Annotated in this window: 10 protein-coding genes and 1 pseudogene; 3 read left to right on the forward strand and 8 right to left on the reverse strand. The window is 38.7% G+C overall.

Annotation, left to right across the window (positions count from 1 at the left end; all coding sequences use genetic code 11):
• Window positions 1-827: 827 nt before the first annotated feature.
• Entirely contained in the window at window positions 828-2036 is a 1209-nt protein-coding gene (gene gbsB / locus LZD48_RS06635; RefSeq protein WP_235761956.1) for a choline dehydrogenase, read from the reverse strand.
• Between the two features lie 391 nt (window positions 2037-2427).
• Window positions 2428-3918: a betaine-aldehyde dehydrogenase gene (gene betB, locus LZD48_RS06640; RefSeq protein WP_438822748.1), complete on the reverse strand. Its 1491-nt coding sequence runs from the start codon at window positions 3916-3918 to the stop codon at window positions 2428-2430.
• A 284-nt stretch (window positions 3919-4202) separates the two neighbouring features.
• Here betB and cudC point away from each other — a divergent pair, with 284 nt between their 5' ends.
• Window positions 4203-4760, forward strand: a complete 558-nt coding sequence (gene cudC, locus LZD48_RS06645) for a choline uptake/conversion transcriptional regulator CudC (protein WP_235761958.1) — start codon at window positions 4203-4205, stop codon at window positions 4758-4760.
• 24 nt (window positions 4761-4784) lie between these two features.
• A complete protein-coding gene (locus LZD48_RS06650) occupies window positions 4785-5693 on the forward strand; it encodes a glycine betaine ABC transporter substrate-binding protein (protein ID WP_235761959.1) in 909 nt (302 codons plus the stop codon).
• A gap of 786 nt (window positions 5694-6479) precedes the next feature.
• Here the strand turns inward: LZD48_RS06650 and LZD48_RS06655 are convergent.
• The 3 genes and pseudogenes from LZD48_RS06655 to LZD48_RS06665 form a co-directional block, all read right to left on the reverse strand.
• Window positions 6480-6848, reverse strand: coding sequence for a PxKF domain-containing protein (locus tag LZD48_RS06655; protein ID WP_235762113.1), 369 nt, complete (start codon window positions 6846-6848; stop codon window positions 6480-6482).
• 57 nt (window positions 6849-6905) lie between these two features.
• Window positions 6906-7991: pseudogene (locus LZD48_RS06660) on the reverse strand (endo-1,4-beta-xylanase); the annotation flags it as partial.
• Between the two features lie 1125 nt (window positions 7992-9116).
• Complete coding sequence (locus LZD48_RS06665; protein ID WP_235761960.1) at window positions 9117-10910, reverse strand: zinc ribbon domain-containing protein YvbJ; 1794 nt, start codon at window positions 10908-10910, stop codon at window positions 9117-9119.
• 295 nt (window positions 10911-11205) lie between these two features.
• Between LZD48_RS06665 and LZD48_RS06670 the strand changes: the two genes are divergently transcribed.
• Complete coding sequence (locus tag LZD48_RS06670) at window positions 11206-11967, forward strand: zinc ribbon domain-containing protein (RefSeq protein WP_235761961.1); 762 nt, start codon at window positions 11206-11208, stop codon at window positions 11965-11967.
• A gap of 166 nt (window positions 11968-12133) precedes the next feature.
• Here LZD48_RS06670 and queF read toward each other — a convergent pair whose 3' ends face one another.
• Genes queF through queC form a run of 3 tightly spaced genes read right to left on the reverse strand, consistent with a single transcriptional unit; the run spans window position 12134 to window position 13847 of the window.
• Window positions 12134-12622, reverse strand: a complete 489-nt coding sequence (queF, locus tag LZD48_RS06675; RefSeq protein ID WP_235761962.1) for a preQ(1) synthase — start codon at window positions 12620-12622, stop codon at window positions 12134-12136.
• Entirely contained in the window at window positions 12595-13188 is a 594-nt protein-coding gene (locus LZD48_RS06680; RefSeq protein WP_235762114.1) for a VUT family protein, read from the reverse strand. Before LZD48_RS06680 ends, queF begins: the two co-directional genes overlap by 28 nt.
• Window positions 13188-13847 (reverse strand): 7-cyano-7-deazaguanine synthase QueC, encoded by a 660-nt coding sequence (queC, locus tag LZD48_RS06685; protein ID WP_255770798.1) that lies wholly within the window; start codon window positions 13845-13847, stop codon window positions 13188-13190. The genes LZD48_RS06680 and queC overlap by 1 nt, the downstream gene beginning before the upstream one ends.
• Between the last annotated feature and the right edge of the window lie 149 nt (window positions 13848-13996).

Consider the following 13996-nt stretch of genomic DNA (forward strand, 5'->3'; position numbering starts at 1 on the left):
GTTTTCATAATTAATGTCAGAAATTACAAAGCTCGCTATTGAACTTATATACAATAGCGAGTTTTTTGTGGTAAGCTGATTGAATCAAAACAGTTTAATGAATTTCATAATACGTATTTAATGCTTCACCATCACCATAAGTAGTTGAGTTGGTTCGTTCCCAACTACATATGGTGATGGAATAGCCGACTTTGGTAATTATGAAATTCATTCAGTTCGAAACATAATAAAACTATACAGACTCCTTTTTTTGTCGGGACACTATGCTTACTCCTCTTATTTTGTTGAATGATATGCTTATAATAGAAACATACGTTTGGTGTAATGAATGAGCAGCTGAATATTGTGAGGGGGGGTGGTTGTCATTCTTCTTTTCTTGTCTAAATGGACAAGGAAGGAGGTGATAATCACGGAAACATTTCTTGAGTTTTTTAAAGAGGTACTAAAAGGAGTTGTTCGTGCAATGAGTGCGCACATCTTCAAAAAAACCTTTCTAAAACAAAAGAAAACCACCCCAAGCCGTCAGAAGCAAAAGGGTGGTTCTCAAAAGTAACCAATTTGACAACCGTCACCCTGTCGGTAGAGGCTGCATGGAGAAGTGTTAGCGCACTTCTCCGTTTATCTATATCCATTGTACATGAAAATATGCAATGTTTCCAGTTATTATCATTGTGATCTGGCCAATTACGAATGACTTATCCCAATGTATATCGACCACGATTATTAAGACAATCGGACAACAAGCCTGTCTCTCCGACTTAAAAAAATAAAAACAGCTCCGTTCATTATGAATAATGAACGGGGCTGAATGAACGCTTGATTAATAATTAAAGAGTTTTAGGAACTAAGTTAAAGCAACGTTTGTAAATCCACTGATAATCTTTTTCTGTCAAGTCGCGTGGGTTACCTACTGTTTGCGGATCTTTCATCGCTTCTTTTGAAAGTCTGTCAATCATGTCAGGGGATACGCCTTGTTCTTCTAAATTCGGGATATCCAAGTCTTCTGCAAGTTTATAAACTTCATTAACCGCTGCTTTTGCTGCTTCGTCTGTTGTCATATTGAATGTATTCACGCCGAGCGCTTGTGCGATTCGAGCAAATTTAGCTGGATGACCTTTCCAGTTATATTCCATGACAGGGCCCATCATCGTTGCAACACACTGACCATGTGCAACCGGGATAATACCACCGAGTGTTTGAGACATTGCATGCGCTGCTCCTGCTGATTCACTTCCGTAAGATAATCCTGCAAGCATGGCAGCTTGAGCCATTCCGTATCTTGCTTCAATGTCACCGCCATCTGCGTAAGCACGACGAATATATTTTCCAACATATTCGATTGCAAGTAGTGCGACTGCATCTGTAACCGGTTGGGCATAATGCATCGTGTAGCATTCGATCGCATGTGCAAGTGCATCAATACCTGTCATTGCTGTTACGTGTGGGGGCATGGAAACATGTAACTCTGGATCAATAATCGTTAAGTGCGCAGCGATAAGTGGCCCGCCTGTATTAAATTTGAATTCACGTTCCTCATCTGTAATCACTGCCCATTGTGTTACTTCCGAACCAGTGCCAGCTGTCGTAGGGATTGTAGTTAATGGTGGAATTCGGTTTTCAAGTGGCTTTTTGCCTTCTGCTGCTTCATATTCTAAAACGGGAGCGTTATGAGCTACTTCAACACCAATTGCTTTTGCTGTATCCATGGAGCTTCCGCCTCCGACTGCTACGAGTCCATCACAATTATCTTCCTTGTACTGTTTGCTGCCTTCTGCAATAAGACGTACAGGAGGGTTTGGTTCTACTTTATTAAATAAAGAAATTTCGATTCCAGCCTCTTTTAAAGATTTTTCAATTGACTTTGTTACACCAGCTTCATAGATTCCAGGATCGGTTACGAGTAACGCTTTTGTCACACCAAGATTTTTAACCTCTTCTCCAATATGCTTGATGGATCCAATGCCGTGTTTGATTGCTGTTGGTAATTCGAATTGATGGAAATTATACATTTGTTCTACTTTCATATTTAAACTCATTATTAAAATCCTCCTGTAATTTTGATTAAAGTAATTATAATTTTTACTGTAGACTATTTATAATGTAACAGCCGCATCCAATCTGCGCCCAGCAACTAGCAAACTTCATTCTCCTCCAATCGATAAGTCAACATCGACTCAAAACTAAAGGAAGGTCGACTAAGTTCGGGCCAAGGCTCAACTCACGTCTACCCCTAAAGGGGCGTGTTTCCTTTATCTCATTGCGGAAAGGGGAAGTTCGATTAAGTTCACCCCATCCTGGGGCAACATCGAACTACCTCACGTCCTGGGAGGCACAGTTTGTACGTCGCTGCGACTACTGGATGTGCTAGTACAGGCGTTGCGAAGACGATCGCGAACTTAGCCTGTAAGGGCATTTACGCTCTTTTGATTAGAACCAGTTCATTGTTTCTGGTTTTAAATTATGGAAAATATGTTTTGTTTCTTGGTATTCTTCCAGTCCCATGACTCCTAGTTCGCGGCCATTTCCTGATTGTTTATAGCCACCCCAAGGTGCATGCGGGAAGTAGATGTTAAAATCATTAATCCATACGGTACCCATGCGCATTTTAGCGACACAACGTTCCGCTTTGGCGATATCTTTAGTCCATACACCGCCGGATAATCCGTAAATCGAATCATTTGCCAGTTTAATAGCTTCTTCTTCGGTCGCGAATTTTTCCACTGTTATAACAGGACCGAATGCTTCATCTTGCACCACACGCATGTCAGTCGTACAATTTGTCAAAATGGTAGGTAGATAGAAAAATCCATTTTGGAGTTCTGCATCATCTGGACGTTTGCCCCCGACCGCGACTGTTGCACCTTCTTTGATGCCTTGTTCCACATAATTTTCTACTTTGTTTAAATGCTCTTTAGAAATAAGTGGTCCCATTTGTGTTGATTCATCAAAACCATTTCCTAGCTTAATCTTTTTCACTCGTTCCGTCAGTGCGTCGATAAATTGATCGTGGATGCTTTCTTCAACAATGATTCGTGTTCCAGCAGAGCAGATTTGTCCAGCATGGAAATAAACAGCGTTTAACGCCTGATCGATTGCTACTTCTAAATCAGCATCCGCGAAAATAATATTCGGGTTCTTGCCCCCGAGTTCGAGTGCGATTTTTTTCATATTGTGACTTGCAGCTTGCATAATCGTTTTTCCTGTTTCAATTCCGCCGGTAAATGAGATTAAATCCACATTTTCGTGATTGGAAAGCTCTGCGCCAACTGTGTTTCCAGGACCGAGTACAAGGTTCGCGACACCTTTAGGTACACCAGCTTCTTCGATTAGTTCAAAGATTTTAATATGTGTAAGTGGCGTAATTTCACTCGGCTTGATGATGAGTGTATTTCCAGTCACGAGTGCTGGAGCTAGTTTCCAAGAAGCTTGAAGTAGCGGGTAATTCCAAGGAGTAATTTGCCCACAGACTCCAACAGGTTCTTTCACTACTTTGCTGATCGAATTTGGGATGGGAGAGTTTATTATTTCGCCACCATCTTTATCGGCAAGCTCGGCAAAGTAACGGAAGACACCAGCAATATCTTCCATATCCCACCGGCTTTCTTCCAGCGTTTTTCCGGTATCTAATGATTCAAGCTTCGCAAGCTCTTCTTGATCGCGTTCAATAAGATCCGCAATCTTGTGAACAATCTTTGCTCGCTCTGTTGCCGGTGTATTTGGCCATTCCCCATGGTCAAATGCTTCTCTTGCTGCAGCGATTGCTTTCTTGGAATCTTGCGCGTTCCCTTCCGCAACCACTGCAATGACCTCTTGATTATATGGATTGATAATATCTCTTGTATTACCAGAGATAGCTTCCACCCATTGGCCATTTATATATTGTTTTCTAATATCCAATACCGAAACCTCCTCGTACATGATTACTTGTCGTTAAGTTTGTTAAGAAAAAATTTAACGTTTTGAACAAACTTAATCTAGCATATAAAAAAACATGTGTCAAAGAAAATTAAATGTATTTTGATTAGCAGGCTACAAATTAAATATACTTTTTGAAAAAATAATTATTTGGTCATCCCTTGATAGATAAGGAGTAGAGCAGGTTTTCCTTTATTTTTAACTTGACATTTATTTTAAAAACAGTAACATTAAATTCGTTAAGAAAAAATTTAACAAACTGAACAATGTACAAGGAGAGTAAGCCATTGGAAAGCTTAAACAATAAAGAAGCAAGAGAAAAGTTGGAGTTTGCTAAGGATCAAGTCATTGGCGCTATCGCTGAGACAATGGATTTATACGGAGTGACACCAGCCGCCGGTAGGTTGTACGCCACAATGTATTTGGAAGATAAAATGAACTTGGATGAGATGCTTGAAGAAGTCGGGATGACTAAAGCAAGTATGAGTACCAGTGTACGTAAATTGCAGAACATCGGTTATGTAAAACGTGTGTATACAAGAGGAACCAGGAAACATACGTATGCAGCGGAAAAAAATTTCTTCAATACCTTCATGTCCTTCTATTGTCAGCAGTGGGAGCGTGAAGTGAGTATGAACTTGGATGCCGTTCAACTTGCTGAAAAGGAACTGGATGAAATTATAAATGACGAGTCTGTAGCTGAAGAAATAAGGGAAGAAGCGAAAGAACATTATAAATTACTGAATGAATCGAAGGTATATTATCGATGGCTAAGAAAATTAGTAGCAAGTATTCGTTCAGGAGAAATATTTGAATTTTTACCAAAGGAAAATGAAGATACTTAATAATTATAGGAGGCAATTTGATTCATGAGTTTTAGAAGGGGAATATTATTTGTCGTTACATTATTGATTATAGGTGTTCTTGCAGCATGTGGAAATGGAGATGCAGAAGACGCGTCGTCAGAAAGTGCTGCTGCGGAAAGTACGGATGAAACGATAGATATGGGACAAATTAGTTGGGCAGAAAATATTGCTGTTACTAATATGTGGAAAGTCATTCTGGAAGAAGAAGGATATGATGTTGAGTTTCACTTATTAGATATGGGAACACAAATGGCGGCACTCGCAAATGATGAATTGGATGTCAACTTGGAATTTTGGCTTCCGGTTCAAGATAAGAACTATTTTGAGAAATATGAAGAGGAAATCGATTTTTCAGAAGAAGTTTGGTATGACAATGCGAAGGTTGGATTAGTTGTACCTGCTTATATGGAAGATATCAATAGTATTGAAGATTTAAATGAGAACAAAGAACTGTTTGAGAGTAGGATTACAGGCTTCGATCCGGGTGCTGGAACGATGGATACTACCGAAGATATGATTGCGGAATATGAGCTGGACTTTGAGCTTATACCAAGTTCCGAACCAGCGATGCTTACAGCAATTGAGGAAGCAATCCGAGCGGAGGAGCCGATTGTCGCTCCATTATGGAACCCGCATCGTGTGTTTTCAGAAATGGATTTAAAATATCTGGACGATCCTAAAAACATGTTCGGAGAAACAGAAAAAATTCATCACGCGAAACGATTAGGTTTCGCTGACGATTACCCGGAAGTCGATCAGTGGTTGAAGAACTGGAAGATGGATGATGATTCCATTGGTGCATTAATGAGTTATGTAGCTGAAGCCGAAGAGGCAGGAGAAGATCCAATCGTTGGTGCAGAAAAATGGGTAGACGAAAATCAAGATTTAGTTAATGAATGGTTAAGTGAATAAATCGCAAGAGCGGGAACGTAATCCACTCATCCCTTGTTCAAGGGGAGTGGGTTCGTTCTTTTTTTATTGTTTAGAAGGGCTTGGATAAATTAGTGGAAGGGAAAAGAGGTTTAAGATGATGTTTTTATTATAACGGTCTTTGCTCCAACTGAAAAATTAGAAGATGGAATCTCCATATGGATCTAGATCGGAGTTATCTTACACGAGCGTAGTTAGTCTGTCAATTCTCTTTCTCCTATCTGTTTTGCCGCAAATGATATAAATGTTTTTGGCGTCTGTGTAATCTTGCTTCATCGATTTTTCAACTCCTTCATTATAGTTTGAATGATATGCTCATCCACACCATTAAAGAGGGAAAGTTCAAGACTCCCTGATTTCATCGTCCAAACAGGAGCTGCCGAGGAAACGGGTGGAATGGCTAACGTAGATTCTGTCTCTTAAAGATGGAGTGTTATGGGGACGATGATCACTTCTTCAGGTGACATAGAAAAGCACCTCCTTCAATTGATATTTCTATCTTAGCAGGAAGTGCTTGATTCTTGTATGCGTTGTTTGAATACGGGTTTACAACTTACTCCGTCTCCAAATGTTGACCCAAATAAGGTTAATTAGTTAACCAAAATAAAACGATAAAGTTATTTATATGAAATGCTTTTTTACTTAAGTTTCCCACAATCAAGATTGTTGCTATTATTACCAACATAAGTTCCTCTTTACGCCTGGTTTACACAAATAGAAAGGGTCCACTTTACGTAAACTCTCTCATGTATTCCAGTTCCTTATCTGTTATCTTAAATCTATTTGAACAGTGTCTAAAGTATAGTTGTCGACTTCTACACTAAGCTGATACATCCCTTTTGCCAGTGATTTTGTATTCCAGTTGAAAATATACTTACCATTCCCTGCAGAACGGAAGAGGTTCCCTATATTTGCTTTCCCACTAGATTTGGCCTCTTCTTTAGAACCCAATGTCCCATCATCAGATACCTCTGTAACATAAAGTTTTGCCTCTACACCTATTGCATCATGACCTAACTCATCTGTTAACTTTAATTTCACTGGAACTGTTCGCCCTTGTTTAATGTTGTTTAATTCATTTGATTTGATTGGTGATAAGAAAGTGCTAGAATAATCCCTGGGATCCTTTAGCCCCATTATTGCATAATAAGCAGGTTTTACATTGTATTTTGTATCAAAGGCGAAGGGGGCATCCTTTCCTCTTCCATCATCACTATATTCCTTGGCGCGGTCGTCTAACCAAGTATGGTTATCGGCAATTCCCCAAAACGTTACATTGCTGATAGCATCATCCATTTCTTCATATAAGCTGAATAGTTCTCTATATCGATTTGCCTGTTCTTCAAGAATGCTTGCTGGAATTTCATCTTCTGTTTCATATTCTCCGCTTGGTGGCTAACCATAGATACTAACATCCAGTTCCGTTATTTGAACATCTAAACCTAAATCCGAATACATTTGAATGGCCTCTCTAGTTTCCTCAATGGAAGGCCAATTAAGTTGGATATGTGACTGTAAGCCAACCCCATCAATAGGAACCCCTTCGTCAAGTAATTCCTTTACTAGATTATAAAAGTCATCTCTTTTCACACTGTCTACTTCGTTATTATAATCATTGATATACAGCATGGCATCTTCGCCAGCATATTCTCTTGCCGTCTCGAAAGCTACTTTAATAAAGTCTGTTCCAGTAATTTGATACCATTCCGACTCTCTTAATCCGCCACCGTCATCCATCACTTCGTTCACGACATCCCAGGCATCCACCTCATCTTTATAACGCAATACAACCGTTTTAATATAATCTCTCATTCGGTCTAATAGAAGTCGTTTATTTACTTCCCGTTTTTCAGGATCTTCTTCTTCAACCATTGGGTTTCCTTCTTCATCTAGAAAGAACCAATCTGCCACTTGGCTATGCCAAACAAGTGTGTGGTACCGTAAGTACATGTCATTCTCTTTAGCAAAATTAACAATCTTGTCGGCATCTTCCCAGTAAAATTCTCCTTCTTCCGGCAGGATATACATCGGTTTCATAGTATTCTCTGCAACAATGCTATTATAGTGGTATTTTAATACCTCAGCTGATTCACCCTCCAATTGAAAGGGTTCCACCGCTGCCCCAATTCCAAAAGAACGTTCAAATCTTTCATCCATAGGAGCAACGTCTGTCGCATAAATTGACTCAGAATTTTGAGCAAGTACATGGCCTGCTCCAATTGGTAATAATAAAGCTAAAACCATACCGAAAATAATAGTTTTCTTCAAGACTTTTAACATGGAATAAAATCCCCCTTAGTAGATTAATCGCTCCAAGCATCGGTCAATTAATGGATATACTAATTAGGTTGTAAGAAAATCGATGTATCACCTCATTTCATGAGTTTGGTTTAGATACCAATCCTTATCTAATTTGGATAGAATCACTTATAACTGTCAAGCGTTGCTGATAAAGGAAACCCCTTTATTGTAAATACAGCACCATACTTTCTTCTTCAATTAGAAAATGAATATTCAACCTCCTTTGCGTGAGCATTCTCTATTCGTTCTAACCTCTAATCTATCTTCTTCAAGCTGATAACCTTGCAATTTAATTTTGACTAATTCCCTTCATATTACGGTTGGGCAATCACAAAATTGTTATATGCCCTCGAACATTCTCTTCATATATTCATGATAAAATGATTCGTTTAAGTTATGTAGAACTACCTTCTGATTCGTCAAAAACAGTCAGCAATGTAAATTGAAAAAAACTGAATTGTAAATGCTTTCTAATTTTTATAATAACAAATTGAACTTTATTTGTCTAGTGGATGAACAAAGTTCAAAGTATAAATAGTTGCAATGTCGAACTGCGGACACGATATTTTGTGTTCTAAGACACGTCACAACATATCAAGGATACTTACTACAGGAATAGTATAGTGATTATTTAGAATACTATAATATAATGTGAGATGATTTGTAATAAGGGGTGATTATATTGAATCAGACAATTCCTAGTAAATTAAAACCTATATTTACAGTTTCAATGGATATTGACCAAATATGTTCTTCAGAGCAAATAGCAAATCGCATGGATCCTTATGTTTTTTAACAAAGAATAACGAATTAAGTGCGTACTCCTTATGCAGCACAGCTTGCCTCACAAGGAATCGCTAAGCTCATTCAAGATAATCCAGCGATACGCTCTGGTGTTAATACAATTAATGGAAAAGTACCCTTCAAGCGGTGGCGGATGATCTTGGTTATCATTATGTTCCAGCTGAAGAAGCACGGATTGAAACGGCTAATGTATAACGATAAAAAATACCCTTCTGATTTGTTTAGAAGGGTATTTTTTATAAGGGTGAGCGTTGACTAGTAAGGGCGCGAGATATTTAAAAAATAGTTATCTGTATTTTTTTATTCTATATTTGTTAACGAAACCCCATCAGCCTCTGTTTCTACGGTGTAATTCCAATTATAGTCACTCGTTTCCTCTTCACCGCTGCTATAAATTTTCTTAATGGTTTCATCTGTTGTTACGTTCCAAGAGTCACCATTTTTTTCGATATTTGTTACCGTTGCATGGATGACCTCTTGCTTCATACCGCTTTCTGCTAAGCGATTTACTAGATCTGTTTGCATGCCATGGAGGGCACTATCATCTTTGATATAAGGACGAACAAGCTCATAATCCTCCGCGTTAATGGCCTCTACAAGATTGTAGATATAATTTAAAGTTGCTTCTTCTATTTGCTCATCTAAGTCATTACTTGCTGGAGCTGAAGCTGATTTGGTAGCCTGATGTAATTCTTGCGACCCATCCAATGTTTCCGTAGCTTTAAAATCATTACTGCTAAATAAACCATACGAATTCGCTTCATCAATCAGCCACTTTTCTTCATCTGAATCAAACACCATTCGGAGTGTTACCGTGTCGATTCGTTCTTCTAAATCAGGCTGGTCATCACTATTGTGAGTGGATGCTGTAAAATGGAAATTTGCTGGAATGGAAACTTCATTTTTATCATAGAAAGTTAGCCCTTCATAATTTATTTCTATTTTATCTAATTGGCCAGTGAAGTTCTTTCCGTATTCTATGTTATAAGCGAAGTTGTCTTGAAAAACTTCACTTAAATTTTCCGTGACAGCTGTATAGATGGCAGCATCGTTTGCCGCATGGGCCTGGACATATTCCTCTCCATACAATAAAATCACTTCTGATAATTGATCCATCAGTTTTTTACTAACCGTATGTAATGTAAGTTCATAGTAATCTTCTTCAATTTTTATATCTTCTAATGTAACCTTACCCCATTCGGTTTCAATAACAGGAGTTACTGTGACAGAACCATCCAGATTCAGCGGGCCAAATGCGTCAATATGCAGGCTGTCATTGAAAGGTATCTGCTCTTCATTTACTTCAATGTATGCATTTTTAATCGGACTATCATTCTGATTAAATAAATGGAAGGTTGTCGATTCTGCGTCCAGTTGGATATCATGATAAACCGTATCACTATAGCTGTCTCCAAGAATCATCACATCCTCTGATTCAGCTTCCGTAAATTCCCCGCTGTAGCTGCTATGTATGTTGTATTTACCTGGAGCCAATGGTCCGTACACCATATTTTTTTCATCTGTCTTTTCGGCAGGGAATGTTTCTTCATTAAAAGTAGTTTCTATATTTTCAAATGGCAGCTCAAGATCTGCGTATTGCGGTACTAAAGAAAATAGATAGCGAGGGAAAATAAAGAAATGCTTCCCGTTCTCTGTTAGTTTCATAAGGTCATTCTGATAAGAAAAATCTTCTAGATTCGTCGTGTCTATATTGATATAATGAGCTTCATCTTTTGCAAGTGTGACAAGGGCTTCTGCCTCGGCTGCTGATATCGTTTCACCTTGCATCCTTGTCAAATCCTGAACTTTTTCATAATCGTCTTCAATGATTGCCGTGACGAATCGCTCTGCCGTTTTTTCTGGAGAGAAATATGATTTCCCCCATGTATAGCTGCCAATTAGTATCACTAAAAGAGCAGCAGCTGCACCCATCACTATTTTTTGTTTTTTCGTATAATTTCTTGGTTGCTTTTTGGGAGGAATAACTGTATCTCTGTCCCGCTCCGGAGAGGCATCCAATTTATGTCCGCAATTCTGACAGAATGTTAAGGACTCATCGATTGCTTCTCCACATTCCTTACAGTACTTTTCCATGTCTGATAGACTCCTTTATATTAAGTATTCTTTCAAAACCCTCATTGTCAGGTAATCGCCTCAATTATTCACATACTTTAGCACCTGAACGTATCACTTTCGATCATAAGTAGTATAGACTAATATTACCGATTTGTTAAGCATATTTTACTAATTTATGCCTATCAAGCGATTGAATATACGCGAACAGAATGACGGAGTAAATCTAAAGAACTATTATCATCTTTACAAAAGATCTATTCCTGTGTATGATTATTTAGTTGTAGGTTAATCATACTAGGGAAAGAGTGAGAATATGCGTGAATGTTTTGCTTGCCACAAAGAAATTGGTGATGTTAAATTTTGTGGTCATTGTGGGGAAAACCAAGTTTGTCAGGAATGCGGAGAACAATTTGATCGCCCGAGTGCTTTTTGTTTGAACTGTGGTACAAAGCGAGCCGGCGGGAGCGAGGGTGCAGATCAATCAACTCAAGTGATTGCTGATACAGAGCAAACAGGGAATATGAATCAGAATCAAGCAGAGGAGTTGCCGCAAGCCAATTCATCTGGTCAGCAATCGGAGAAACAAGAGCAAGATCCCGAGGAACAGACACTTCCAGTCCAGCCGGAACAAAAGAGTAGTTTTGTAGATTCAGTGAAGCAAAAGGTGCAAAAGCTAGGCAAAAGAAATCTTTCCATTATCGGCGGGATTCTTATTGTCTTGATTGCTTTTTTCATTTTCCAAGGGTCTGGTAATAGTCCAGAGAAAGTGATAGAAAAGTTCTTTGCAGCACTTAGTGACGGAGATGCGGAGAAAATAGAGCAGTATGTCGATCCACTCATTTGGGAAGAAATGTTAGATGAAGATGTGATGGATGCGCTGGAGATGTTGAACAGGCTAGATGTGACGATGGAATTGCTTCATCTTGAAAAAGTAGACACTGGCGAGGATTACATCGATTTTGTCGCGACCGTTAAGTATGACTCTGTTTTTATCGATGGTGAAGATGAAGAGGAAGAAGTATCCATAGAAGTGATGCAATACGGTGGTAAATGGTATATTTCGGATATGTATTGATTTAGTAACTGTACATCGTATTTGATTAGCAAAATAAGCGTTGGTGCTTACAAGTTTAACTTTTGGATGAAAGACATGAAATACCCCCACCAAGTGGTGGGGGTATTTCATGTCTTTGCAAATAATTTTAGATTGGATTTAGTATGAGTTGTGAAGAGCTCTCACTTTATCTATTATCCACTTTCTCTGGATACATATCATGCTTAAACATTCGTTCTCTTGCCATTTCCTCATATATCGTATTCGGTTTACCATAATTGCAATACGGATCAATGGAAATCCCGCCGCGTGGAGTGAATTTCGCCCAGACTTCGATATACTTCGGATCTAATAAATTAATCAAGTCTTTCATGATTATATTTGCACAGTCTTCATGGAAGCCGGGCTGGTTTCTGAAACTGACCATATACAGTTTCAGCGATTTGCTTTCCACCATTTTCACATCAGGCATATACGAGAGGTAAATCGTCGCATAATCCGGCTGCCCCGTCATTGGACAAAGGCTCGTAAATTCAGGGATATTGAATTTAACGAAATAATCATTTTCTCGATGCTGATTTTCAAATGTTTCTAAAATGTCGGGATTGTATTTGTAATTGTATTCTGTATTTTGATTTCCTAGTAATGTTAAATCGTTTGTGTCGCTTTTTTGCATGTTTCATCCTCCTCTAATTTCCTATCAGTAATATTCGGTTCATACAGATCCATTTTAATAACAACTTTCCTGATTCCGCCAGCAACTACTAATTGCATCACAACCTTGGCAATCCATTGACCTAATATGGCATAGGGCACTAGACTCCATGGAACGAATTCTAATCCTAGCGGTCCTATTCCAATAATGACGAAGATTGCTGAATCCAAAAATCCTGCCACAATTCCTGAATACATGACTCTTTTTACAAAGGGAAATTTAAAACGAGTATAAATCTCTGTGTCAGCTGTCTCAGAAATAATGAAACTTAATGTACTTGCAAAAACGATCCATAACGGATCTCCCAGTAAATAACTTGAAAGAGCTGAGAGTAGCAGGGCTAGCCCAATGAGCAGATAAGTCCGTAATCTGCCGAATCTATTTTGCACCATATCTCTCATGACAAGGGTTAATCCGATCAGCAAGGTACCATACGGGATGATGAGTGGGCCTAGTTCCAAGGGAGCGAATCTTGCAGTAATGACATTTGCTAGAATGATAGATAATAAGTAGATAGCTATTCGAATCATATTACAGACCGCCCTTGTAGATAGGTTTCTAACCCATCATTTCTTAGTTTACAAGCAGGGCAATTCCTACAACCATCCCCTATTATCCCGTTATAGCATGTCAACGTGTTTTCCCTAATATACGCTAGACGATCCATCCGATCCGCCATTTCCCAAACCTCTGATTTATCTTTCCACATGAGAGGGGTGATTACGTTAAAAGGAAAATCCATTGCGAGATTTAACGTCGTGTTGAGTGATTTTATAAAATCATTTCGACAATCCGGGTATCCGCTGGACTCTGTTTCACTGACTCCGGTGATAATATTTTTAATGCCCATTGATTTTGCATAAACCGCAGCAAATGAAAGGAAGATATGATTTCTTCCTTCTACATATGTATTTGGTATAGTTCCTTCCTCTATTTCCATTTCTTTTCTCGTTAAGGCATTTTCCGTTAATTGATTCAGAAGATCCATCTGAATAATTTTCTGATTGACACCGAGATCTTTTGCTATATTCCTCGCGCATTCGACCTCCGATTCATGTCTTTGCCCATACAAAAAAGTGACGGTCTCTACTTGATCAAATTCTTCCAATGCCCATAACAAGCATGTGGTCGAATCCTGTCCGCCACTAAATACAACCATTGCCTTTTCCATTGTACATTCCTCCATAGTTTTTATTTAAGAGGGGATGGTTTCGAACCCTCTATGAGTAGTCAGAACGAGATACCTGTATTGTTGGGGTTGCTTGTTCTAACTGTATCCTGTATAGGATGTCTTTTGAAATAACCAAATTTATATACTTACAATTATAAGGAAGG

The sequence above is a fragment of the Oceanobacillus alkalisoli genome, from assembly GCF_021556485.1.
Lineage (GTDB): Bacteria > Bacillota > Bacilli > Bacillales > Amphibacillaceae > Oceanobacillus > Oceanobacillus alkalisoli.